Source organism: Amycolatopsis sp. WQ 127309 (genome assembly GCF_023023025.1).
Lineage (GTDB): Bacteria > Actinomycetota > Actinomycetes > Mycobacteriales > Pseudonocardiaceae > Amycolatopsis.
The window spans coordinates 9,992,748-10,015,821 of sequence record NZ_CP095481.1 but is presented as its reverse complement, the minus strand read 5'-3'; the positions used below and the strand labels follow the sequence as shown (position 1 = coordinate 10,015,821).

Below are 23,074 nucleotides of genomic sequence, written 5' to 3'. Positions count from 1 at the left end.
TTGTGGAGCCGTGGCGGGCGTCCGCCACCGTGATCTCAGGAGCTGGGGATGAGCCTGCTTTCCGTGCAGCTGTATTCGGTCCGCGACGCGTTCGCGGCCGATCCCGCCGACACCCTGCGGCGTCTCGCCGCGATCGGCTTCACGCAGGTGGAGCCGTACGGCGTCGTCGAGAACGTCGAGGCGCTGCGGGCCGGGCTGCCGGCCAACGGCCTGACCGCGCCGACCGCCCACGCCCGGCTGATCGGCGCCGACCAGGCCGCCGTGTTCGCCGCGGCGGCGGAGCTAGGCATCGGCCTGGTGATCGACCCGCTGGTCAAGCCCGAGCAGTGGCAGGACCCGGCCGACATCGCCGCGACCGCCGACGCGCTCAACGCCGCCGCGAAGGTGGCGGCCGAGCACGGCGTCGGAGTCGGCTACCACAACCACTGGTGGGAGCTGGAGTCCCGGATCGACGGCCGCGCCGCGTTAGAGGTGTTCGCCGACCAGCTCGACCCGGCCGTCGCGCTGGAGGTCGACACCTACTGGGCCACCGCGGGCGGCGAGAACGCGGCCGCCCTGCTGGGCCGGCTCGGCGACCGCGTCAAGGCGATCCACGTGAAGGACGGCGGCCTCGCCACCGACGCCTCCGGCCAGCTCCCCGCCGGTCAGGGCCAGGTCCCGATCGCCGAGGTGCTCGCCGCCGCGCCGACCGCCCTTCGCGTCGTCGAGTTCGACGCCTTCGACGGCGACCTCTTCGAAGCCATCGCCGCCAGTCACACCTTCCTGACCGGCGCCGGGCAGTGACCGGCGGGCCGGTCGGCGTCGGGTTCGTCGGCGCCGGCGTCATCAGCGGCACCTACCTCGAGAACCTGACGAGCTTCCCGGACGTTCGCGTCCTGCGCGTCGCCGACCTCGACACCGAGCGCGCGGCGGTGCGGGCGGCCGAGCACGGCGTCCCGCGGTCGGGCACCGTGGCCGAGCTGCTCGACGACCCCGACGTCGAGCTGGTGGTCAACCTGACCACCCCGGCTTCGCACGTCGACGTCGGGCTCGCCGCGCTCGAGGCGGGCAAGCACGTCTGGGCGGAGAAGCCGCTCGCGCTCGACCGCCAGACCGGCCGCAAGCTGCTGGACCGCGCGCGGGAGAAAGGCCTTCGCGTGGCCAGCGCGCCCGACACGGTGCTCGGCGCCGGGCTGCAGACCGCGCGGCGCGCGATCGACGAAGGCCGGATCGGGCAGCCGAACACCGCGCTCGCGCTGTTCCAGGTGCCCGGGCCGGAGAGCTGGCACCCCGCCCCGGAGTTCCTGTTCCAGGCCGGCGGCGGGCCGCTGCTGGACATGGGCCCGTACTACCTGACGACGCTGGTGCACCTGCTCGGCCCGATCCGCCGGGTCACCGGCGCCGGCGGCCGGGCGCGCGACACCCGCGTCATCGGGTCCGGGCCGCGCGCCGGGACGGAGTTCCCGGTGACGGTGCCGACCACGGTCACGGCCCTGGTCGAGTTCGCCTCGGGCGGGTCCGCCCAGCTCGTGCTGAGCTTCGACTCGGCGTTGAAGCGCACCGGGTTCGTCGAGCTGACCGGCACGCTCGGCACCGCCGTGCTCCCGGACCCCAACCGGTTCGACGGCGCGACCGCGCTGCACCTGTTCGGTCAGGACGATCCCGAAGAGCTGGAACCGAAGGGGCACAAGGCTTCGCGCGGCACCGGCACGCTGGAGCTGGCGCGGGCGATCCGCGCCGGGGTGCCCGAACGCGCGTCCGGCGAGCTGGCCTACCACGTGCTCGACGCGATGCTGGCCATCGACGAGTCGCTGACCCGCGGACAGCCCGTGGAGGTGGACAGCGTGGTCGCTGTGCCGCCCGCGTTGCCGGCGGCGTGGGACCCGTACCAGAAGACGCTCTAAAGCGGGACGGCGAGCAGGTTCTGCAGGGCGAACCGCAGTGAGCCGACCAGGTCCACGTCACCGGGCACGGTCAGCCACTGCACCTGCAGGCCGTCCATCAGGGCGATGAAGGTCAGCGCCGCCACCCGGGGGTCGACGCCGTCGCGCAGCTGGCCGCGCGCGGCGAGGACCTCGAACGACTCGCGCACGCCCGCGCGCGCGGCCCGGTAGTGCTCGACGAAGTAGTCGTGCGCCGGGTGGTCCGGGGCCACGGCTTCGGCGGCGAGCCGCGAGTAGAGGTCGACGATCCCGGGGTGGCGGACGTTGTGCTCGGCCAGCGCGACGAAGTGGCGCAGGACGTCGAGCCCGGGCGGGACGCGCAGCTGCTCGCGGTCGGAATCGTCGGCGTCCCGCCGCTCGAGGACGGCGGCGAGCAGCGCTTCCTTGGTCGGGAAGTAGTACAGGAGGCCGGCGTGGGTGATACCGACGCGTTTGGCGATCTCCCGCAGCGACGAGCTGTGGTAGCCGAGCTCGCCGTACGCCGCGGCCGCCGCCGTGATGATGTCCTCGCGGCGGATCCGGCCCTTCAGGTAGCCCCCGGTCACGGGGCTGCGGTGGTCTCGGCGACGTGCACGTCCCCATCATGCCGCAGCCGGATTTCGCACAACCTGCGTGATCGATCGAACAAATCAGTTGTGCGAATGCGTGGTTCTTGCGAGCATCGCGGGGTGAAGAGCGCGGAGCGGCAACGGGTCATCGTCGAGCGGCTGCGCGGCACCGAGCAGGTCGGCGTCGGCGAGCTGGCCGAGGTGACCGGCGCGTCGGAGATGACCGTGCGCCGGGACCTGGACCACCTCGCCGCCCGGGGCGTGCTGCGGCGGGTGCACGGCGGGGCCGTCCCGGCGTCGCCGTCCGGGGTGGAGCCGCCGTTCGCGGCCCGCGCCACGGCGTCCACCGAGGCGAAGCGGGCCATCGCGGCCGCGGCCGCGGAGCTGATCGCCGACGGCGAGACCGTCGTCCTCGACAGCGGCACGACGGCGCTGGAGCTGGCGCGGTTGCTGCGCGACCGGCCGGTCACCGTGATGCCGCTGTCGCTGCACGCCGCCCGCGAACTGGCCGACGCCCCGCACGTGCGGCTGCTGCTGCCCGGCGGCGAGCCGCGGCCGGGGGAGCAGGCGCTGGTCGGGCCGCTGACGCTCGCCTCGCTGCGGGCGCTGCGGTTCGACGTCGCCGTGCTGAGCCCGTGCGCGTTCGGCCTCGACGCCGGGCTGACCGCGTTCGACCTCGCCGACGCCGAGGTCAAGCAGCAGGCCCTGGCGGTGTCGGCGCGGTCGATCGTGCTCGCCGACAGCGCGAAGTGGGATCGCGCCGCGCTCGCCCACGTGTGCCCCGCCGACCGGGCGGACGTCCTGATCACCGACCCGGGTGCCCCCGCGGACCAGCGTGCGGCGCTGGCCGAGCGGGGTGTGCTCGTGCACGTCGCTGTCCCCTTGCCAGACTCGCTGGAGAACCGATGACGACCGTTTCCGCCCGTCCGCGCGCCGCCCGTGTCGCGACGTGGATGTTCTTCGCCCTCAACGGGTTCGGCATGGGGATGTGGGTGGTGCACATCCCGAACGTCGAGCGCGCCACCGGCATCTCGCACAGCACGCTGGGCGCGTTGCTGCTGGTGCTCGGCGGCGCGGCGTTCGCCGGCATGCAGGTCTCCGGGCCGCTGGTCGACCGGCTCGGGCACCGCAAGCTGGTCCCGGCGGCCGGGGTGTTCCTCGGCCTCGCGCTGTGCGCACCGGGGTTCGCGAACTCGTGGTGGACGCTGGGGCTCTCGCTGATCCTGTTCGGCTTCGGCAACGGCGCGATCGACGTCGGGATGAACTCGCACGCGGTCGTCGTGGAGCGCGCCTACCCGCGTCCGATCATGGCGTCGTTCCACGCGATGTGGTCCATCGGCGGCGCGCTGGCCGCGGTGATCGGCGCCGCGACGCTCGGCGCGGGCGTCCCGACCGGCGTCACGCTCACCGGCACCGGCCTGGTGTGCATCGTGCTTTCCCTGGTGGCGGCCCGGTTCCTGATCGAGCCGGTCGACGCGCCCGCCGATGTCGCCCAGGCGTCTCCGGCGCCGACGTCCGCCCGCCGGACCCCGGGCCGCCTGCTCTGGCTGCTGGGCGCGCTGGCCCTGGCGCTGATGCTCTCGGAGGGCGTGGCGAACGACTGGGCCGCGCTGCACATGGAGAAGGTGCTGGGCACCTCGGCCTCGACGGCGGCGCTGGCGTACGGCGCGTTCGCGGTGGCCATGACGACGGGCCGCTTCCTGACCGACCGCGTCGCGGCCTGGGCGGGCCCGGCGGCGATCGTCCGCTACGGCGCGGCGATGGCGGCCGTGGGGCTCTCGGTGGCCGCCGCGGCCCCGTGGATCCCGCTGTCCCTGGTCGGCTGGGCGGTGTTCGGCCTGGGCCTCTCGGGTGGCGTACCGCAGCTGTTCTCGGCGGCGGGCAACCTGGACACGCGCAACTCGGGCGCGTTGATGGCCCGGGTGGTCGGCTTGGGTTACGTGGGCCTGCTGGCCGGTCCGGCATTGATCGGCGGGCTGACGCGGTGGATGCCGCTGAACGTCACGTTCGCGGTCCCGGTGGTGCTGTGCGTCCTGGCGGCGCTGTTCGCGGGCGTGCTGACCCCGAAACCGGAACCCGTGGAGCAGCCGGTGTCGTGACCCCGGTCAGCGGTGGTGGGCCAGTCCCTCGTGGGCCTGCTCGACCGTCAGCGACCGTGACCGCGAGTTCGGCGCGCAGGTGGTGCCGATCCAGCGCATCCGCAGCGGGCCGGCGCCGAGCACCCCCGGGACGTCGCGGGCGGTGGCTTCGGCCAGCTCGACCGTCGCCGGGTCGACCGCGTCGAGCAGACGCCGGAAGACCTCCTTCGCCACGTCGCGCAGGACGAACAGGATCGCGACCGTGATGCCCAGCCCGACGATCGGGTCCGCCGCCGGGAACCCGAGCGCGACGCCGGCCGCGCCGAGCACCACGGCCAGGGACGTGAAGCCGTCGGTGCGCGCGTGCAGGCCGTCGGCGACCAGTGCGGCCGAGCCGATCTCGCGCCCGACGGTGATCCGGTACCGCGCCACCAGCTCGTTCCCGGCGAACCCGGCCACCCCGGCGGCCGCGACCACCCACAGGTGGCCGACCGGGCGCGGGTCGAGCAGCCGCAGCACGGACTCGTACCCGGCGAGCACCGCCGACGCCGCGACGACCAGCACCACGACCAGCCCGGCGAGGTCCTCCGCGCGGCCGAGGCCGTAGGTGCAGCGGCGCGTCGCCGCCCGCCGGCCCAGCAGGAACGCGACGCCGAGCGGGACGGCGATCAGCGCGTCGGCGAAGTTGTGGATGGTGTCGCCCAGCAGCGCCACCGACCCGGTGACGACCACGGACGAGCGCCCGCATCCCGCGCCGGCTGGTCTCGAGGGCCTGGTCGACGCGGTCGGCGCTGTCGTGGCTGTGCGGTCGCCACTGCGAGTGGCGGTGCCCGTGTCCCGGCATGGCCGTCACCTTCGACATGCCCACCGAAAGGTCCTGTGGGCGCTGCTGCAGGGCGAGTCGTCGGTGGCCGGCCTGGCTCCGACGGCGGTCAGCCAGCACTTGGCGAACCTCCGGCTGGCGGGGCTGGTGAAGGGCCGCCGCGAAGGCACGTTCGTCTACTACTCGGCAGCGGACAACCACGTCCGCGGCCTGCTGGCCCAGGCGTTGCACCACGCCGACCACCTGGACCGCGACCTGCCCCCGGGCGCGCACGCCCAGCCGCACCACCCGCGGGCGGACTAACTCAACGGCGCGGCCAGCCGGGCCACCAGGTCCTCGGCGATCTCCCGGGCCGTCCGGCGCAGCTCGTCGGCCGGGAACGCCGCCACGGTCCCCATCCGGATCCGGCCGGGGCTGCGCACGCTGCGGGTGGCGACGGTGGTCGTCGCGGCGACGGGATCCAGCCCGATCGCCGGGGCGAGAGCGTCCGGCAGCGGAAGGCCGATGGCCAGCAACGCGGTCAGCCGGGCGGCGACCCGCAGCGCCAGTGCCTCCCGGTCGAAGCTCTCTTCCGGCAAAGGGAACCAGCACGTCCGCTGGCCACTGCTCAGCACCGCGAGCCCGGACTCCCCGGCCGTCGAAAACGCCCACGCGCCGTCTTCGGACGAGCCGGCGTGCACGGGCTGCTCTCCGACGAAGCCCGACTCCGCGAGTTCGCCGCGGGTCCGCTCGAGCTCCGGCGTCGCGTGGTGCGTCCCCGGAGCGGCCGGGACCAGGTGGACTTCGACGAGGGGACCGCGCGGCCGGTACTGCCGCGGGAGGATCGCCGATCGCCAGACGACCGGGAGTTCTTCGAGGGAAAGCGATTGTCCGGTCACGCCGCGGAACGATAGCAACGATCTCAGGCGATCGGCTCCTGCAGTTCGGTCACCCACCCCGCCGGATCCTCCGGACAGTCCAGGTACAGCTCCCGCTGCGCGCCCGCCGAACGGTGGCCGTGCGCCTCGATCCACCGCACGACCGCCTGCCAGCTCGGCAGCACGCCGTCGATCGCGCCGCGGTGGACCAGCGTCGCCGCGCGCGCCGGCGGGAGGTCCGCGACGCCCAAGCCGGCCAGGTCACCCGAGCCGACCGATGCCGGGATCGCCGCGTGCACCACGACTTCGTCCTCCGCGCGCTGCTCGTAGTAGCACGTCAGCCGCCCGGCCGGCGTCACGTCGGCGGTCGGCAGCCGACGGCCCAGCTCCGCGCACAGCGGGCGGACCACCGGCCCGATCGCCTCCGGCGCGAACCCCGCCGCGACGCCGGTCAGCTCCACCACCCGCACGGCCGGCAGGTCCTTGACCACGACGTCGTACGCCGGCGCGCGACCCTCGTCCTCGATCGTCCGCAGCCGGGCCTCGACCTGCGCCAGCTTCGCCGCGCTCTCCGCCACCGCCGTCGCCAGCTCCGCGCGCCGCAGGTCCAGCATCCCGCGCACCCGCTCGACCGGCACCTCCTCGGCCAGCAGCGTCCGCACCTGCTCGAGGGTGAACCCGAGGTCCTTCAGCGCGACGATCCGGTTGAGCCGGGCCAGCTGCCCCGCGGTGTAGCTGCGGTAGCCGGTCGCGGGGTCGACGCGGGCCGGGCGCAGCAGCCCGAGCGCGTCGTAGTGGCGCAGCATCCGGACCGACACCCGGCCGTGGCGGGCGAAGTCCCCGATCGAGAACATCCGCCGATCATTCCCCAGGCGGGACGAACCCGCCCGCGACGGCCGCGGCGAGCTCGGCGAACGTGATCGCCGTGTCGTCTTCGTGCGCCGGCCCGACGACTTGCAGGCCGACCGGCAGCGTGCCCCCGGCCGGGGCGGACACCGCGGGCAGGCCGGGCAGCGACGCCTGCGCGATCCAGAACACCTGGTCGTCGTAGCGGTCCTGCTCGCCGTCGTGGGGAAAGGCCGTCGTGAAGACGGTGGGGCACAGGAAGACGTCGACGTCCCGGAAGTACCGGCCCCACGCCGCCGCCGAAGCGTGCCGCCGCCGTTCCTGCTCGACGACGCCCGCGACGTCGCCTTCGTGCATCGCGAAGAACAGCTCCACCTGGAACCCGAATGACTCCGCCTGGGCGGCCGGGTCGACGCCGTCCGGCCAGCCTTCGGTGACCCGGACGCCGGCGCGGGCGAGCGCGCCGACGGCGTCCGAGAGCGCGTCTCCGACCTCGGCGGTCACCGGGCAGCGCGGGTCGTCGAGGACGACGCCGGCGCGGAAGTCCGCCAGCCGGGTGTGGCGCGGGGGCGCGAGCCGCCACGAGTACGCGTGCGCGTCGGCGCCGTCCGGCCCGCCGGTAACGCCGAGAGCGAGCCGCAGGTCGGCGGCCGAGCGGGCGAGCGGCCCGGCCGCCGACGGGAAGTCCCGGCCGGGGTCCGCGGGCGGCCCAGGAGGCTGGAACCCGCGCAGCGGCACGGTTCCGGCGGTCGGCTTGAGGCCGTAGACGCCGCAGTAGGCCGCCGGGATCCGGATCGAGCCCGCCAGGTCGGAGCCGTACTCCAGATAGGACAGTCCCGCCGCGACCGCGGCCGCGGCGCCCCCGGACGAGCCGCCCGGCGTGCGCGCCGGATCGCGGGGGTTGAGCGTGCGGCCGTACACCGGGTTCACGGTCCGCCCGAAGTCGGCGAGCATGTGGTGCACATTGGACTTGCCGACGACGATCGCGCCCGCGGCCCGCAGCCGTTCGACGACGGCCGCGTCGTGGTCCGCGACGTGCTTCGCGAACGCCGGCTCACCCCAGGTCGTGTGCATGCCTTCGACGGCGAACGCGTCCTTGACGGTCATCGGGACGCCGTGCAGCGGCCCGAGATCGGCCCCGCGCGCGACGGCCCGGTCCGCGTCCTCGGCGGCTTCGAGCGCGACGTCACGATGGGTTTCGACGACGGCGTTGAGCTGGGACTCCTCGATGCGGTCGAGGAGTTCTTCGGTCAGGTCACGAGCCGAGAGCGCGCCGCGGCGGATCCCGGCGGCGGCTTCGGTGGCGGTCCGGAAGGTCATGGGCCGAGGAGTACGGCCTGACACGGTGTCAGGGTCAAGCGGGGTTCCCGGATGCGCGTCTTGGGTAACCAGGAGTCACAGCCGCCCGACCCACGGACGGCGGAGGGAGATCGATGCCGATCGCAGCGGAGCGCCTGACCGCACCCCCGGCACCACCCGAGCCGATCCCGGCGGACCCGGTCGGGCCGAGCCCCGATCCCGCACCGCCCGGCCCGGATCCGGTGCCGCCGAGCCCCGGCCCGGAGCTGCCGACGCCCGAGCCCGGCAGCGTGCCCGTGCCGGATCCGATCCCGCCCGAGCCGGCACCGGGTCCCGACCCGACCTGAGTTACGGCTTTCGGATGATATGAGTCCCGTACTAGTTGGTGTACGCTCGGGGCATGGCAACAGCACAGAACTACCGGCGGATGGTCAACGCCGGGAACAAGCTCGTCGTCGGGCTCCAGCGGCTCGGCATCGCCTTCGGCCCGATGCAGCTGCTCACGGTCGCGGGGCGCCGCAGCGGCGTCCCGCGCACCTTCCCGATCGCCGTCATCCCGCAGGACGGCGAGCGCTACATCATCCAGGCGTACCCGAAGGCCGCCTGGGTGGCGAACGTGCGCGCCGCGGCCAGTGTCACGCTGACCCGCGGCCGCCGTTCCGCCACCGCCCGGCTGGTCGAGGTGCCAGTGGAGGAGCGGCGGCCGATCCTGCGCAAGCTGGTGGAGACCAGCCCGCCGAGTGTCGGCAACCGTTACGTGACAACGGGTCTGGCGGAAGCGTCCAACCCGGACGCGGTCGCCGACGCGGCGGGCCGGATCGCGGTGTTCCGTGTCGAACCCGTTTAGGAGCCGCTTCCGCCGCGCGCTGCCGGCGGCCTGGCGAAGACAGCGCGCCGCGGTACTCGGCCGGTGCCGAAAGATCGTCGTGCGCGGCCCGTCGATCCGCCGAAGACCCGAGCTGGAGCCGGATCGCCTGGGCGCCCGTCTCGCCGCGAGGCGTGAGGTGCTGGGCGCCGGGCGCGGGAAGATCGCCGTGCGCAGCCGGCCGCTTGAGCCGGATCGCTCAGGAATCCGTTCCGCAGCGGGCCGCCAGCTGGTCGACACCGGGCCCGGAAAGCTCGTCGAGCACCGCACTCCGCCCTGTCATGGCCAGCACCAACGCGAGCATCGGCCCGGTCACCTCGGGCCCGCTCCCGGTGGACCAGCCCGCGTCGGTCGCCCGCAGCGTCAGCCCGGTGACCCGCTTCTTCGCGCCGATCAGCAGGTTGGACCGCCGGTAGAACTCGGCGACCTGCACGAGCGTCGCGATCGGGAACGCGCGCTCGAGCCCCAGCGGGCGGCGGATGTCGGTGCCGTGCACCACGATCTCGCCGAGCCACGAGTCCGCCGGTCCCGGCGGCCCGGTGGTGTCGTTCGCGTGCTCGCGCAGCTGTGCGAGCGTGGCCTCCGGGCCGGCCTCCGTCTCGCGGGCGAGGTTCTTCGCGGCCATCGCCTCGAACCGGAACCCGGAACCGGCCAGCCGCGCGAAGAACGTGACGGGCGTCAGCTTCGCGGTCGCGACGACGTGGCCGAGTACCTCGTGGACTGTCCACCCGCGACACAGCGACGGCGTCGACCACGCCGCGGCGGGCAGGTTCGCGAGATCGTCGGCGAGCGCGGCGCGTTCCCGGTGGATCTCCGGCCAGGAACTGGCGTCCGCCATGGGGGCCTCCCGGGTGTCCTTCCGGGATGTCCCGGTGCCCGCAGGTCGCCTCGGCGCCCGGAAGTGTTACAACGCCGTAGTCGCGCCGTCGAACACCAGCAGCAGCTGTTCGGCCGCGGTGCGGGCCGCGTTGCCCGGGCGGATCGTGCGCTCGCCGTCCGGCTGCGGCGCCGGCGCCCCGGACATCAGCTCCACCAGCGCGACGGCGAGTTCGCGGACCTTGACGTTGAACTCCTGGCTCGCCCGCCGCAGCGTCGCCCAGGCCTCGTCAGGGCTGCAGCGGCGCAGCGCGATCACGATGCCCTTCGCCTCCTCCAGCGCGGCCCGCGACTGCAGCAGGTCCAGCATCTGCTCAGCCTGGTCCGGCCAAGCCGACTCGGCGAGGACGAGCGCCATCGCCGTGAGCTTTTCGTAGCGCCGCAACACCGTCACGGTCTCTTCGGTGGCGGGGCGGTCGAGCGTGGCCGACAGCACCAGGCCGCCGTCGGCGTCCCAGGCGGCGGGCAGCGCGGCGACCCCGCGGGTGCGCAGCCAGTCCGCCGCGAACTCGGGGTAGTGCTCGGTCATGCCGCTGACGGTGAGCGCGGGCCACCGCTCGTCGGCGAAGACGTCGGCGGCGACCACCGGCACGCCCGTGCGGCAAGCCAGCGGCACCGGGCCACCGAACCGTTCCAGCTGGGCCCGGACGCACGCGGCCGAGAGCCCGCGGGCGGCGGCCACGCGCAACGGGCCGTCGCCGTGCTGGATGGTCACGGCCGCGCCGAGCGCGCCCGGCACCTCGGCCGCGATGCGGTCGAGCAGCTCCTGCAGCAGTGCGGTCAGCGGCGCCTGGTCGTCGGCCGCGGGTCTTCCGGTCACCTCGAAACCTTTCTCGACGTCTTGCTCGAAACTCTGGCGTCGACAAGCACGGCGGTTTTAGCATGTCGTCGTTACGACGACAAGATACCTGTCGTCGAAAGGACGACCATGGACGAGACCGCCGGCGTACTGGGCCGGATCCACGAAGCGGTCGCCGCCGCGCGGGCGGGCACCGCGGACCAGGACCAGCTGGTCACCGCGCTGAGCGGCCTCCGGCTGCTGCGGGACGAACTGGCCGGCTGGGAGCCGGAGCTGATCACAGCAGCGCGGGCGGCCGGCGCCAGCTGGGTGACCCTCGCGCCCGCGCTGGGCGTCGCCAGCAGACAGGCCGCGGAACGGCGTTACCTGCGGCTGCAGCCGTCGAGCACGGGGGAGCGGACCGGCGAGGCCCGCGTCGACGCCGAGCGCGACCGGCGGGCGGGAGACCGGGCCGTCGCGGACTGGGCGCGGCGCAACGCCGCCGTGTTGCGCCAGCTCGCCGGCCGCGTGAGCGCGCTCGACGGCCTGGCCCCGGCCGCGCAGGCGAGCGCCGATCGGCTCGGCGTCGCACTGGGCGACGACGACCCGGCGAACCTCCTGCCACCGCTGGCCGCGGCCCGGCCGCACCTGACCGGCGACCTGGGTACCCGGGTGGGTGAAATCTCCGCCGAAGCGGCCCGGTTGCGCCGTGCCGCCGCCGGCAACCGCCGCTCCCGGGACTGAGCCGCCGTCCGCGTGGGTACCAGGCGGGTATGGCACAAGAAGCGGAACAGAACCCCGACGAGCGCACCGCGGGCCGGGCCGAGCTGCTGCCCGAGGAAAAGGCCGTCGAGAGCGCCGATCCCGAAGCCCAGGCCCGCGAAGTGCTGCGCGACTCCGACCGCCGGAGCGCGGACCCCGAGCCGACGATGACCCGGCGTCCGGAGGAGACGATCTGAGCGATCAGTCCCCGTCCGGCTCGGCGGTTTCTCGCTCGTCGTCGGTCCGGTCGTCCATCGGGTTGCCGCTGGAGTCGTCTTCGTTCGTCTCGTGGTGGGGTTGAGTCATCGCATCTCCTCGTCCGGGTGGCCGATCTTCGGCGGCTACCCGGACGGGAAGCGGATCAATCCCAGCGATCAGCCCGCGTCGCAGGCCGCGCCGTTGAGCGTGAACGCGCCGGGCGCCGGGTTGCCGCCGCGGATCGAGCCGTTGAAGCCCGTGGTCACGGTCGCGCCGGGCGCGAGGGTGGTGTTCCAGTCGGCGGCGTTCACCGTGACGCGGCCGCCGCGCTGGTCGTAGTCGCCGTCCCAGCCGTGCGTGACCCGCTGCCCGTCGGCGAACGTCCAGCTCAGCGTCCACGGCGAGAGCGTTTTCGCGCCCTTGTTGGTGATCGCGACGGCCGCGGTGAAGCCGTCGTCCCAGTGGTCCTGCACGGTGAACCGCACCGAGCAGGGCGCCGGGGGAGCGGCCGCGCTCGACGACGGCGGTGGCGGCGGGGCCGGCACCGAGCTCGACGGGGCGGTCTGCCGGCCCACCATGACGGTCGGGATCGGCGTCGGGCTCGGCGGCGGTGGCGTGCTCGTGGCCGGCTTCGGGGTGGTCGCGGGCAGCAGCGGCACCTGCGGGGGCGACGCCTCCCGGCCGGGCGAGCTGGTGGTGACGGCGATCACGACGAGACTGCCGACGACGGCGACCAGCCCGCAGATCGCGCTGACCCACCGGATCCGCGCCCCGGCCCGCTGCTGCGCGGCGGCGGCTTCCCGGGCTCGCTGCTCGATCCGGTCCACGTGCTCCGCGGGCGACAACCCGTCGGGCAGCGGCGCTCGCGGCGGCAGGGAACCGCCGGTCAAGGGCCGCGCCGTGGCGCCGGTCTCCTTCAAGAGCTCGGCGACGGAGATCTCGTCGTCGTCCCGCTCGGCGCGGCGCGCCATCCAGCACCTCCCGTCTCGTGCCCGGCGAATCCTAGGAATCCGCGCAGGTCTTGTAAACCGCGTGCATGCCGCGTGCACAAGCCGCCAACATCGCCGCGGTTACCTGGGTTCACGACCGGATGTCCCGGTCACCAAAACCCGGGGAGAACCATGACCGAGCAGAAGATCATCGCCGTCGTCGGCGCCACCGGCCAGCAGGGCGGCGGCGTCGCCCGCGCCATCCTCGACGACCCCGCCGGCCGTTTCGCCCTCCGCGCGATCACCCGCCGCCCCGGCTCCGACGCCGCACAGGCGCTCGCCGCGCGTGGCGCCGAGGTCGTGGTCGCGGACCTCGACGACGAAGCGAGCCTGACGACCGCGCTGCAGGGCGCGTACGGCGCCTACTTCGTCAGCGCGTTCTGGGAGTACAACGACGTCGAGCGCGAGCAGAAGCAGGCCCGCGCGATGGCCGCGGCCGCCAAGACCGCGGGCCTGCAGCACGTCATCTGGTCGACGTTGCCCGACACCCGGCTGCACCTGCGCCTCGACGACGACCGCGTCCCGACCCTGAACGAGCGCTACAAGGTCCCGCACTTCGACGGCAAAGCCGAGGCCGACGCGTTCTTCGTCGAGGCGGGCGTGCCGGCCACGTTCCTGTCCACGACGTTCTACTTCGAGTCCTTCCTCGACTTCTTCCGCCCGGTCCGCGACGACGACGGCGTCCTCGCCCTGCACCTGCCGATGGGCGACCGCAAGCTGCCCGCGATCGCGGCCGAGGACATCGGCCGGACGGCGTTCGGCGTCTTCGAGCGCGGTCCCGAGCTCGTCGGCCGCACGATCAGCATCTCCGGCGAGAACCTGACCGGCGAGCAGTACGCGGCGGCGTTCGCCAAGGAGCTCGGCGAGGACGTCGCCTACCGGCCGGTCAGCGTCGAAGCCGTGCGCGCCCAGGGGTTCCCGGGCGCCGACGACCTGGCCAACATGTTCTTCTACTACGCCGAGTACGAGAGCGTCTTCGCCGGCGCGCGCGACCCCGGCGCCGTGCGCGAGCTGAACCCGCGGCTGCAGGACTTCGGCACCTGGCTCGCCGCCCACCACGACGCGTTCAAGGGGCTGTAATGCCTTTCGGGATGCACTTCGGCATCTTCGGGGTCGGCGACATCGCCGCCGACCCCGCAACCGGCCGCGCCCCGACCGAGCACGAGCGGATCCGGCGGATGGTCGAGACGGCCGTCCGCGCCGAAGAGGCCGGCCTCGACGTCTACGCGACGGGGGAGCACCACAACCCGCCGTTCGTGCCGTCGTCGCCGACCACGCTGCTGGGGTTCGTCGCGGCGCGCACCAGCCGGATCGTGCTGTCGACGTCCACGACGCTGATCACCACGAACGACCCGGTGAAGATCGCCGAGGACTACGCGACGCTGCAGCACCTCGCGGACGGCCGGCTGGACCTCATGCTCGGGCGCGGCAACACCGGCCCGGTGTACCCGTGGTTCGGCAAGGACATCCGCGACGGCATCGCGCTGGCCGTGGAGAACTACGCGCTGCTGCGGCGGCTGTGGCGCGAAGACGTCGTGGACTGGTCCGGCAAGTTCCGGTCTCCGCTGCAGGGCTTCACCTCGACCCCACGTCCGCTGGACGGCGTCCCGCCGTTCGTCTGGCACGGGTCGATCCGCAGCCCCCAGATCGCCGAGCAGGCGGCCTTCTACGGCGACGGGTTCTTCCACAACAACATCTTCTGGCCGGTCGAGCACACCCGGCGGATGATCGCGCTCTACCGCGAGCGCTTCGAGCACCACGGCCACGGCCCCGCGGACACGGCGATCGTCGGTCTCGGTGGCCAGACGTTCATCCGGCGCCGCTCCCAGGACGCGATCGCCGAGTTCCGCCCGTACTTCGACCACTCGCCGATCTACGGCCACGGCCCCTCGCTCGAGGAGACGATGGACCAGACACCCCTGGTCGTGGGCAGCCCGGAGCAGGTGATCGACCGGACCATGCGCTTCCGCGAGGACTTCGGCGACTACCAGCGCCAGCTGTTCAACGTCGACGGCATGGGCCTCCCGCACGAGACGGCGCTGGAGCAGATCGACCTGCTGGGCGCCGAGGTCGTCCCGGTGCTGCGCAAGGAGTTCGCGCGAGGACGGCCGTCACACGTCCCGGACGCGCCGACGCACCGGTCGCTCGCCGCGGTGGAATAGCCACCCGCCGCCTGCGGTTGCGCTGAGCGTGACCGAATCAGTGCGGTTCGAGGTGCTGGGCCCGGTACGGGCGTGGCGTGGCGACGTCGAGCTGGAGCTGGGCCCGCCCCAGCAACGGGCGGCGCTGGCGGTCTTGCTCCTGCAGGGTGGCACATCGCTCTCACCCGCCCAGCTGGTCGAAGCGCTCTGGGGCGGCGCGGAACCGAGGGCGGCGACCGGCATGGTCCGCTCGTACATCTCCCGCCTGCGCCACGCCCTGGAGCCGGACACCCCGATCAAGTCGATCGGCGGCGGCTACGCGATCATCGCGCCGACGTTGGACCTGACGAAGTTCCAGCACCTGCTGACCACCGGCGACGCCGCCTCCCTCCGAGCCGCACTAGACCTGTGGCACGGCACCCCGCTGTCGGGCGTCAACGGCTTCGAAGCCGAGCGTGTCCGCCTCGAGCAGCTGCGCCTGAAGGCGATCGAAGACCTGGCAGCAGCTGACATCGAGGCGGGCCACCACGCCGGCGCCATCAGCGCCCTGACGGAGCTGATCACCGAGCAACCCCTGCGAGAACGCCCCCGCGAGCTGCAGATGCTGGCCCTCTACCGCTCCGGCAGGCAAGCCGAGGCCCTGGACGTCTTCGCCCACATCCAGCGCCGGCTGGAGGACGAGCTGGGCCTCTACCCGGGCCCGGAACTACGCGAAATGCAGCGCAGAATCCTGTCCTCGGACCCCACATTGGCCGCCACCATCACCCGCCCCACCCAGCTACCTCCGCAGCTCCCGGAGTTCGTAGGCCGCGAGGACATGCTGACCGCGCTGGCCGACACCCTGCGGACAACCGGCCCAGGCGTCCCGGTGGTGGGCGTCGAGGGCCTGGCCGGGATCGGCAAGACAACGTTGGCGATCCAGCTGGGCCACAAGATCGCAACGTCCTTCCCGGACGGCCAGCTGTTCACGGACCTGTCGGTCTCACCGGACCCGCTATCCGAGCTGCTACGCGGCATCGGCGTCACGGACCTGCCACCGTCGACGAGCGAGCGAGCGGCGCTGTGGCGCACCCGCACGACAGGCCGCCGCCTACTCATCGTCTTGGACGACGCCCAGGCAGCGGAGCAGATCCGCCCGCTGCTCCCAGGCACCGGAGGCCCGGCGGTGATGATCACGGCGCGCCAGCGCCTCTACGGCCTGCCTCACGCCCACTGGCAGAAACTACGAGGCCTGGACCCCACGGCATCGCTGCTGCTGTTGAGCCACCTGATAGGCCCCCGAACCCACCACGACCCTGCAGCGACCGAGGAACTGGTCGCCCGCACAGCGGGCCTACCCCAGGTCCTGCAGGCGGTGGGAGCCCGGGTGTCATCCCGCCCGGAGTGGACGATGCCCCAGGCACTCAGCCGCCTGGGCCGCCCGGCGCCAGACTCGCCGGTGACACCCCCGGAGTGCAGGGCAATAGAGAAGCCGTACGAGTCGGCAATGGCCCAGCTGACCCCGGCCCAGTCCCGAGCATTCCGAGCGCTGTCCCAGCTCCCAAGGCCGGTAGTCCCGCTCGCCGTTGCCGCCGAAACCCTGAACCTCGAGCTACCGGCGGCAGCGGCGATCCTGGAGTCCCTGGTGGACGCTCACTTACTGGACCCAGCCGGCCCAGACGCCTACCGCTACCAGGAGCCCCTACGCGAGTTCGCCCGAAGCCGAGCAGGCCAAGAGGACTGGATCGATACAGCAGCGAGCCAAAACGCATGATCATCCCAACCTGCGACAACGCGCCGATCCGGACCCCCCTGAACGCCCCCACAAGGCGGCCGGGTACTCTTTTCTTCAGCAGGTCCGAGTGGCGGAATGGCAGACGCGCTAGCTTGAGGTGCTAGTGCCCTTAACGGGCGTGGGGGTTCAAGTCCCCCCTCGGACACACACGTTACCCACACGGGGAGAGGCAGTCACCGCGACTGCCTCTTTTTTGTTGTCGTAGACCACCTGTAGGCCCAAGTCGCGGTAGACCTGCGTGATCCTCTCCGGGCTCCGCGAGTTGAGGTGCCGCTCGACGTTGCCGAGCTGGTCGAGCATCGCGTATACCTCCGCCACGTCGACCGCTTGCGCGTCCGGCAGGTGCCTCAGCTCCTCCATCGCGGCCTGCCGCTCGGCCTGTGCGCGCTTCATCGGCTCGACGAAGTTGACGGGGTCCACGCCGGCCTCGATGGCTGCCAGGTGCCGCCGTAGCTTCTCCTCGGCGCCCTTCAGCCGCTTCTCCGCGTTGGCTCGACGGCCGTCCACCCGGCCATCCTGCGACCCGGCGAGCAGCCGAACCGTCTCGTCGCGGTTGTCCGGATCGAAGACCTGGCACAACCACTCGTTGATCGGCGGGACTACGACGTTTTCTCGCAGGTTCACCGTCTTCGGGTGATCGGCCAGCGCCGCCGATCCCGGCGCCATCGTCCGTGCGATGCACCGGTAGTAGACGCCCTTCCGGATCGCAGCACCTTGCATCTTCCGGCTGCAGATCTCGCACCGCACCAGCCCCTTCAACAGGTACGTGTGCTTGGTGGCTGCGCGATTCCGTTCGAGCTTGGCAATGCCGGGCAGTCCGCCGGCCGCACGGGATCGGCGCATCAACTGCGCCTGCGTGAACGTCTCGACAGAAACAATCTCCGGGTGAGCAGGTCGCCGCGACCGAACAACGCGATCCGGCGCCGCTCGCTTGAACCGCACGACGTGCCCGGCGCTGACGTCGTCCGGATTCAGCAGCGTCTCTTGCTTGATCCAACGCCCGAAGATCGCGTACCCGGTGTACCGCGGATTCTCCAGAATGGACCGGACGGTGCTCCCTTGCCAGCCATCGGCGAGCCGGTGCCGGTTCTGGTCGGGCCGGCGTTCGGAAGGGCAGGGCACTCCGTCCTCGTTGAGCCCCTTCGCGATCGCTCGATCGCCGACCCCTTCCATGTACTCGGCGAAGATCCGCTGGACCACCTCGGCTGCGTCGGGATCGATGGCCAGTACGCGCAGCCGGAACCCCTCGGCGGCCTTTCGCGGGTTCGGGTGCGGACCGCCATCGACAACGACGTACCCGTACGGCGCCCGGCCGCCTTGGTGTCGCCCTTCGTTGACAACCTGCGCGTCCATCGCGGCGCGGACGCGAGCCTGGACGTGCTGGCGTTCCGATTCGCTCATGCCACCGAGCACGCTCATGAGCATCTTGTGCGACGGGTTCCGCGCGTCGTACTTCCCGCCAAGCTCCGGCACCCACAGGTCGACGCCGTACGCGGCGAACCGCGGCGCGATGAGCGAGAACTGATTGCCAAACCAACAGCGCGTGCCCTCGCCGACGACCACGGCGTTCCACGTCCGCCGCGGATTCTTCAGCTCGGCGAGCAGCCGCGCGGCCTCGTCCCGGCGCTCCCACGGGACTGACCGCGACTGCCCAATGTCGAAGTATTCGGCGACGATTCGGCCGCCCAGCGGCTCGACGAACTTCCGAGCATTCCCAAACTGCCAGCCGCGCGAGGTCTCCGGGTCCTGGTTGTCCTCCGTCGAGCACCGGCCGTAGACCGCGAGTTCACCAATCCCGTCGTCGACCGGCTCGGCCACCTCAAGACCAAGGATGTCGTCCAGTGTTGACCACGGGTCGTTGCTGATTTCAGCCGTCACGGTTCCTCCTCTGCCGGTCCGTCCAGGACCGGCACCTCGGTAAGCTCGATCAAAACGGCCAGCAGCCCGCGTGCCACGGCTGGGGTCAGCTCTGGCAATCCCACAGGTAGGATAACCCGGATCGGTCGATCGTCGGAGTGAGTGGCGCTCATGAACGACCTTCCTGCCCGGTCAATTCGCCGCCTCCCCCCGCGCGGTCGATTGCACTCCTGATTTCAGCCGTCCGGTACCCGCGAACCTGCCGCGTCTCGCCGTCTTCGCCGGTCACGCGGTCGCGTGTCGGCCGGCATCCCACCTCGGCCATCTGCTGCGCGAACGTCCGGGAGTCGACCTCCAGGACGTCCAGCAACTCGGCTGTCGGCACGAAGTCTCGGCCGTCTGGCCCGAGATCGTCTCCCAAGTACTCGACGAGCGATGCGAGCACCTCGGGCAGCTCACCGGGCGACTGAGCCTCGCCAACCACGTGACCTGCACCGATTGCCTTGACCGCGGCCGCGTGGTCGAGCACCGGCATGGTGTCTTGCCCGGTCGCGTGCCCGGTGAGCGTCCCGGCTGCCTCGCGCAGCGTCCGGCCCTGCTCGCAGATGGTCCGCCAGTCCTCGTTCGGCATGTAGTACGTCCGAACCGTCATGGCCAGCACATCAGCACCGGCCGACGTGTCGCCATCCGGCCGCAGGATGCCAACACCCTTGTGCGAGGGCAGCAGCCGACTGGAGTCGAACCCGCGCGTGTTCATCTGCTCGCCGAGCACGATGTTCGAGTCGCGCCAGTCCATCACCCGCAGCGCGAACCGCGACCCGAGCACCGCCCGCAGCCCGGACGGAATCGTCTTCGAGTCCGGCCGCTGCGTCGCCAGCACAAGCACGATCCCGGCGGCCGGTCCCTTCTTCGCCAGCCACGTCAGCAACTCGCCGACGTACTCACCCGCGGTGAGCTTCTTCCCTTGCACGTCCACGGGCGTGCGATCCTCCAACGGAACCTGAACCTCATCGATGAAGATGGCCGTAATGGGCATGTTCAGCGCCTTGTCGCGGGACATCTCCGGCGTGACCTTCGATTCCGGGCACGTGAGGTCGTCCAGATCGCGCATCCGCCGAAACCGAGTCTGAACCTCACCGACCAGCTCAATCAGCCAGTCCACAAGCGCCAGAACGTGTTCGGGCTCGTCGCCCGACATGAAACGGTGCGCCACCAGGCCGGCCGCGTCCCAGTCCTTCCCAGCCTTGAAGTCCGCGACGTACAGCCGTACCCAAGCGTCGAGGATGAGCCCCGCCGCCGCGAGCCGGGCGGCGAAGGTCTTGCCCTGCCGAGGGATGGCCCCGACCAGCAGGGACGTCCACACCAACGGAAGGTCGATCCGCCGGTCCCGCGCGTCCCGTCCGAACGGGATCGGCCGCCATGCATCCCACTGAGCCACGCCCAGCAGCGGCGTCCGCAGCGGCGGAGAGGCGTACGGGTCTTCATCAGCCACCCACATCGATACTCGTCCCGCGTGTCCACCGTTGCCGCGGACCCGTTCGACGATCAACTGGACCTCATCGACGGCAAGCGCCGACGCGAGCGCGTCCCGGTTCTTCACGACGTCAGCCGCCTTGCGGGTGGCCGGAAGGTCGACCGTGACCGCCCAGCCGTCACCGACACGCGTCGCGCGCTCGACGAGCCGTAATGCCTCATCCTTGCCGATCAGCTTCGCGTCCCGGAACGCGTCCACCAGCACCTGCGGGTCCATCGTCCACGTCAGGGTTCGCGGCCCGGCGAGCGCCGGCTTTCGGCCGGGACTGCCGTCCTTCTTACGTCCGAGGATCGCGAGCGCCAAGGAGGCGGCGGCCGCACCGATCCTCAGAGGATCGGTGCCGTACACCAGGTCAACGACGGCCACCCCGACGATCGCGACGACCAGGACAGCACCGGTCACCTTCCAGCGGAACAGGGTGAGCGCCCGAATCTCAGTGAACTTGTCGGCCAGCTTCTCCGACTCCTCGGCCGCCGTTCGGTAGTCCTGGACGGTGACCCACCCACGCCACCACCGCGCCCCGACGACCAGCCCGCGAACAACCGCGCCGACGTACCGCCACGGCGACTTCACCAGCCCGACGACGGCGTCCTTGCCCGCTTGGACGGCCTGCGGCTTGCTCTTCAGCCACAACGGCACACGCGGCGAGTGCCGCCACCACCGGACGAAGCGGTTGGTCTTCGGCTCCCGGCGTCGCGGTTGAGGCAACGTGTCGTCGACCAGTTCACCGTCGAACACGGGATCAACCTTGACCGGCAACGACTCAGCCATTGCCCACCTCCGACCGCAGTGCCCGCGCCAGCCGGGGCGACAGGCCCCGCGAGCAGCCGGTAGCCCGCCGTACCCACGCCGGGGTGATCTCGACGTCCGGCGTCCAGCTCTCCCGAGCGATAGCGAGGTAATCGGCGAACAGCACTCGTCGCCCGGTCTCCTGGACGGGACGCCGTTCAGCTGCGACCAGGACGGCATCGGTGAGCTTGTCCCGCAGGTCAGTGATCGCCTCGACGGCGACGAACACGACCAGCGGCGGCACCGAGTGCAGCACGATCGCCGCAGCCTCCCCCGCGGCGAACGACGTCCAGGTGTTCATGACGTAGGTAGCCGCGAGCGTGAACCACTTCGCCCTCCGCACCCAGACACCCGTCCGGACCTGGTACCGCGCGGTGACCTGCTCGGCCCGCAGAATCGCCAGCAGAACGAGCGAGACGGTCGGGTCCAGCACCCACGCGGCCAGCCACGGCAGCGACCCCGGCCGGGTGCCGGCTGACGCGAAACCCTGAACGTTGGTCATCGTGAACGCCAGCCCGAGCACGATCCCGGACCAGCACATCCAGTCGACCTGCCGCCGCACCCGCTCGATCCGCAGCGCGACGACGTCCGGATCGGTCTGGTAGGCGCGCACCTCGGCGGCTTTGGCCGCGTCCTGCGCGAGCCGCTGCGCCCGGTTCATCGCCGACCACCTCGCTTCGAGGTGTCGACCGTGGTCACCGTCATTGCGCGGGTCAGCGCGTAGGACGCGAACAGCGCCGGCAACCCGAGGACGGCGAACAGCAGCCATGGGCTACCGGGGTGAGCGATCACCACCCACTGGACCGCGACGATCAACCCGGCGTTGAACAGCACCCGCCCGACCAGCGACACGAGTCGGGCGCCGCTCCGAGCGGCTTCAGCAGCGGCCTTCGCCCGGCGGGAACTGGCCCGCCAGACCCAAAACAGCACGAGCAGTACGCCGACACCGGCGAGGATCTGCGTGGGCGTCACGGTGAGTCCGTTCATCGCGCACCCCGATCGGTCCGCTCACCGCGCCGCAACCAGACGGGGTGCAGCGCGCGCCGGTCGTCGTCGGTCATCCCGCCCCAGACGCCGACGGTGTCGAGGCCGGCCGTCCGCAACTCCAGTTCCAGGCACTCGTCCCGGACGGGGCACCCGCCGCACAGCCGCCCGGCCAGCTCGCCGTCACTGTCAGCGTCGGGTGGCCCGTCGTCAGGCGGGGGCCACATGCAGACTCCTTCGCTGGTCACGACGTCAGTCAGGACCTCGGTCGGAACCCAGCGCAGCCGGTCCAGCCGCCAGGCGATCCCAATCAACTGCAGGTCGTCGGCGCTCATGCGGCACCTCCGGCCTGACGCGACCCGAGCAGACGGGCCAGCTCGGTCGACGACACACGGAGCCCGGAACGGCACCGGGTGGCGCGCAGCTCGCGTGTCCGGATCGCCCGGCTCACCGCAGCGCGGGAGACGCCGAGCAGCCAGGCCGCTTCTCGAATGGTGTGAAAAGTGATGTGCGAGTTCATGAGAAAGACCAATCTGATGATTTCAAGACTATGTTGTTGATTTCAGCTCTTCGTAGAGCGCGTTTGTCCGACGCGCCGCCGACGAAGTGCTAAGCGACGTGGTGAAGGCTTGAAGAACCGCTAATCTCGGCGCTGAGGCGGAGCGCGGAGGAATACGTGACGGAGGACTGGACGGCAGTCGCCAAGGCCATCAACATGCGCGTGAACGAACTCGGCTGGCGACAACGCGAGCTGGCCGAGCGGTCGCACGTGTCGCAGGCGATCGTGCGCGAGCTCCAGCACCACACAGTTGAGCGCCGCCGGAGCGCGCGCACGCTCGAAGCGCTGTCGACGACGCTGGGCTGGCACCCGCAGCATCTGCTGGCCGTGCTGCAAAACCGCACCCCGCCGCACCCGGACGAGCCGGCCGACGACGGCCACGAGCTGTGGTCCCGCCTGGACGTGCTGGAACAGCGCCTGGCCGAGATCACCGACCGGCTGGAGGACGTCCAAACGAGCCTCGCGACGGTGGTTGAACACGTGAAGCCGAAGCGTTAGCGGAGGGCGATTCGGGCTGGTGAACCAGGTGATTTCCATACCTAGAATTCAAGGCCGAAACGACGTCCGATCCCATGCACAACCAGTGCAGAAGCAG

General features: G+C 71.9%; 25 protein-coding genes, 1 tRNA gene and 2 pseudogenes. 14 read left to right on the top strand and 14 right to left on the bottom strand.

Translation table 11 applies throughout. From position 1 onward, the window contains the following. The first annotated feature begins 48 nt into the window (after positions 1–48). Together MUY22_RS44005 and MUY22_RS44000 are read left to right on the top strand one after the other, a co-directional pair. Positions 49–783, top strand: coding sequence for a sugar phosphate isomerase/epimerase (locus tag MUY22_RS44005; RefSeq protein ID WP_247053594.1), 735 nt, complete (start codon positions 49–51; stop codon positions 781–783). Next, complete coding sequence (locus MUY22_RS44000; protein ID WP_247053592.1) at positions 780–1,883, top strand: Gfo/Idh/MocA family protein; 1,104 nt, start codon at positions 780–782, stop codon at positions 1,881–1,883. The genes MUY22_RS44005 and MUY22_RS44000 overlap by 4 nt, the downstream gene beginning before the upstream one ends. Here the strand turns inward: MUY22_RS44000 and MUY22_RS43995 are convergent. Continuing rightward, positions 1,880–2,467 carry a TetR/AcrR family transcriptional regulator gene (locus tag MUY22_RS43995; protein WP_247053590.1) on the bottom strand — a complete coding sequence of 196 codons (588 nt, stop codon included), beginning with the start codon at positions 2,465–2,467 and terminating at the stop codon, positions 1,880–1,882. The two genes, MUY22_RS44000 and MUY22_RS43995, sit on opposite strands and share 4 nt — an antisense overlap. 123 nt (positions 2,468–2,590) lie before the next feature. Here MUY22_RS43995 and MUY22_RS43990 point away from each other — a divergent pair, with 123 nt between their 5' ends. Beyond that, positions 2,591–3,379, top strand: coding sequence for a DeoR/GlpR family DNA-binding transcription regulator (locus tag MUY22_RS43990; protein WP_247053588.1), 789 nt, complete (start codon positions 2,591–2,593; stop codon positions 3,377–3,379). Beyond that, a complete protein-coding gene (locus MUY22_RS43985; protein ID WP_247053587.1) occupies positions 3,376–4,569 on the top strand; it encodes an MFS transporter in 1,194 nt (397 codons plus the stop codon). Before MUY22_RS43990 ends, MUY22_RS43985 begins: the two co-directional genes overlap by 4 nt. A gap of 49 nt (positions 4,570–4,618) precedes the next feature. Here MUY22_RS43985 and MUY22_RS43980 read toward each other — a convergent pair. Continuing rightward, positions 4,619–5,392, bottom strand: a pseudogene (locus MUY22_RS43980) (cation diffusion facilitator family transporter); the annotation flags it as partial. A 27-nt stretch (positions 5,393–5,419) separates the two neighbouring features. On the opposite strand from MUY22_RS43980, the pseudogene MUY22_RS43975 reads away from it, so the two are divergent. Then, a pseudogene (locus tag MUY22_RS43975) lies at positions 5,420–5,674 on the top strand (ArsR/SmtB family transcription factor); the annotation flags it as partial. Here the strand turns inward: MUY22_RS43975 and MUY22_RS43970 are convergent. Genes MUY22_RS43970 through MUY22_RS43960 form a run of 3 tightly spaced genes read right to left on the bottom strand, consistent with a single transcriptional unit; the run spans position 5,671 to position 8,394 of the window. Further along, positions 5,671–6,249 carry a hypothetical protein gene (locus MUY22_RS43970; protein ID WP_247053585.1) on the bottom strand — a complete coding sequence of 193 codons (579 nt, stop codon included), beginning with the start codon at positions 6,247–6,249 and terminating at the stop codon, positions 5,671–5,673. The pseudogene MUY22_RS43975 and the gene MUY22_RS43970 overlap by 4 nt on opposite strands. Positions 6,250–6,272: 23 nt before the next feature. Beyond that, entirely contained in the window at positions 6,273–7,082 is an 810-nt protein-coding gene (locus MUY22_RS43965; RefSeq protein ID WP_247053583.1) for a MerR family transcriptional regulator, read from the bottom strand. A gap of 7 nt (positions 7,083–7,089) precedes the next feature. Next, complete coding sequence (locus MUY22_RS43960; protein ID WP_247053581.1) at positions 7,090–8,394, bottom strand: amidase family protein; 1,305 nt, start codon at positions 8,392–8,394, stop codon at positions 7,090–7,092. 113 nt (positions 8,395–8,507) lie between these two features. Here MUY22_RS43960 and MUY22_RS43955 point away from each other — a divergent pair, with 113 nt between their 5' ends. Together MUY22_RS43955 and MUY22_RS43950 are read left to right on the top strand one after the other, a co-directional pair. Continuing rightward, positions 8,508–8,720 carry a hypothetical protein gene (locus MUY22_RS43955; RefSeq protein ID WP_247064522.1) on the top strand — a complete coding sequence of 71 codons (213 nt, stop codon included), beginning with the start codon at positions 8,508–8,510 and terminating at the stop codon, positions 8,718–8,720. A gap of 53 nt (positions 8,721–8,773) precedes the next feature. After that, complete coding sequence (locus MUY22_RS43950) at positions 8,774–9,220, top strand: nitroreductase family deazaflavin-dependent oxidoreductase (protein ID WP_247053579.1); 447 nt, start codon at positions 8,774–8,776, stop codon at positions 9,218–9,220. 217 nt (positions 9,221–9,437) lie between these two features. Here the strand turns inward: MUY22_RS43950 and MUY22_RS43945 are convergent, their stop codons facing one another. Further along, positions 9,438–10,076 carry a maleylpyruvate isomerase family mycothiol-dependent enzyme gene (locus MUY22_RS43945; protein WP_247053576.1) on the bottom strand — a complete coding sequence of 213 codons (639 nt, stop codon included), beginning with the start codon at positions 10,074–10,076 and terminating at the stop codon, positions 9,438–9,440. A gap of 66 nt (positions 10,077–10,142) precedes the next feature. Beyond that, entirely contained in the window at positions 10,143–10,934 is a 792-nt protein-coding gene (locus MUY22_RS43940; protein WP_247053574.1) for an ANTAR domain-containing protein, read from the bottom strand. 108 nt (positions 10,935–11,042) lie between these two features. On the opposite strand from MUY22_RS43940, the gene MUY22_RS43935 reads away from it, so the two are divergent. After that, the gene (locus MUY22_RS43935) at positions 11,043–11,636 is read left to right on the top strand and encodes an HSP18 transcriptional regulator (RefSeq protein ID WP_247053573.1); all 594 of its coding nucleotides are present in this window, start codon (positions 11,043–11,045) and stop codon (positions 11,634–11,636) included. 29 nt (positions 11,637–11,665) lie between these two features. Next, a complete protein-coding gene (locus MUY22_RS43930) occupies positions 11,666–11,851 on the top strand; it encodes a hypothetical protein (protein ID WP_247053572.1) in 186 nt (61 codons plus the stop codon). 177 nt (positions 11,852–12,028) lie between these two features. Here the strand turns inward: MUY22_RS43930 and MUY22_RS43925 are convergent, their stop codons facing one another. Beyond that, positions 12,029–12,823 carry a cellulose-binding domain-containing protein gene (locus MUY22_RS43925; protein WP_247053571.1) on the bottom strand — a complete coding sequence of 265 codons (795 nt, stop codon included), beginning with the start codon at positions 12,821–12,823 and terminating at the stop codon, positions 12,029–12,031. 150 nt (positions 12,824–12,973) lie between these two features. Between MUY22_RS43925 and MUY22_RS43920 the strand changes: the two genes are divergently transcribed. From MUY22_RS43920 to MUY22_RS43905, 4 genes are all read left to right on the top strand, one after another. Next, positions 12,974–13,921: an NmrA/HSCARG family protein gene (locus MUY22_RS43920; protein WP_247053570.1), complete on the top strand. Its 948-nt coding sequence runs from the start codon at positions 12,974–12,976 to the stop codon at positions 13,919–13,921. A gap of 11 nt (positions 13,922–13,932) precedes the next feature. Next, entirely contained in the window at positions 13,933–15,003 is a 1,071-nt protein-coding gene (locus MUY22_RS43915; RefSeq protein ID WP_247064405.1) for an LLM class flavin-dependent oxidoreductase, read from the top strand. A 28-nt stretch (positions 15,004–15,031) separates the two neighbouring features. After that, a complete protein-coding gene (locus tag MUY22_RS43910; protein ID WP_305879345.1) occupies positions 15,032–16,735 on the top strand; it encodes an AfsR/SARP family transcriptional regulator in 1,704 nt (567 codons plus the stop codon). An 82-nt stretch (positions 16,736–16,817) separates the two neighbouring features. Further along, positions 16,818–16,901 (top strand) — tRNA-Leu (locus tag MUY22_RS43905). Here MUY22_RS43905 and MUY22_RS43900 read toward each other — a convergent pair. From MUY22_RS43900 to MUY22_RS43875, 6 genes are all read right to left on the bottom strand, one after another. Next, on the bottom strand, positions 16,883–18,634 hold the full coding sequence (locus MUY22_RS43900) for a recombinase family protein (RefSeq protein WP_247053569.1): 1,752 nt from the start codon (positions 18,632–18,634) through the stop codon (positions 16,883–16,885). The genes MUY22_RS43905 and MUY22_RS43900 overlap by 19 nt on opposite strands. Before the next feature lie 148 nt (positions 18,635–18,782). After that, the gene (locus MUY22_RS43895) at positions 18,783–20,918 is read right to left on the bottom strand and encodes an FtsK/SpoIIIE domain-containing protein (protein WP_247053568.1); all 2,136 of its coding nucleotides are present in this window, start codon (positions 20,916–20,918) and stop codon (positions 18,783–18,785) included. Next, positions 20,911–21,597, bottom strand: coding sequence for a hypothetical protein (locus MUY22_RS43890; RefSeq protein ID WP_247053567.1), 687 nt, complete (start codon positions 21,595–21,597; stop codon positions 20,911–20,913). Before MUY22_RS43890 ends, MUY22_RS43895 begins: the two co-directional genes overlap by 8 nt. Next, entirely contained in the window at positions 21,594–21,923 is a 330-nt protein-coding gene (locus tag MUY22_RS43885) for a hypothetical protein (protein WP_247053565.1), read from the bottom strand. The genes MUY22_RS43890 and MUY22_RS43885 overlap by 4 nt, the downstream gene beginning before the upstream one ends. Beyond that, positions 21,920–22,255, bottom strand: coding sequence for a WhiB family transcriptional regulator (locus tag MUY22_RS43880; RefSeq protein WP_247053563.1), 336 nt, complete (start codon positions 22,253–22,255; stop codon positions 21,920–21,922). Before MUY22_RS43880 ends, MUY22_RS43885 begins: the two co-directional genes overlap by 4 nt. After that, positions 22,252–22,440, bottom strand: coding sequence for a helix-turn-helix domain-containing protein (locus tag MUY22_RS43875; RefSeq protein ID WP_084093921.1), 189 nt, complete (start codon positions 22,438–22,440; stop codon positions 22,252–22,254). Before MUY22_RS43875 ends, MUY22_RS43880 begins: the two co-directional genes overlap by 4 nt. Positions 22,441–22,596: 156 nt before the next feature. On the opposite strand from MUY22_RS43875, the gene MUY22_RS43870 reads away from it, so the two are divergent. Then, on the top strand, positions 22,597–22,977 hold the full coding sequence (locus MUY22_RS43870; protein WP_247053561.1) for a helix-turn-helix domain-containing protein: 381 nt from the start codon (positions 22,597–22,599) through the stop codon (positions 22,975–22,977). Positions 22,978–23,074 lie beyond the last annotated feature (97 nt).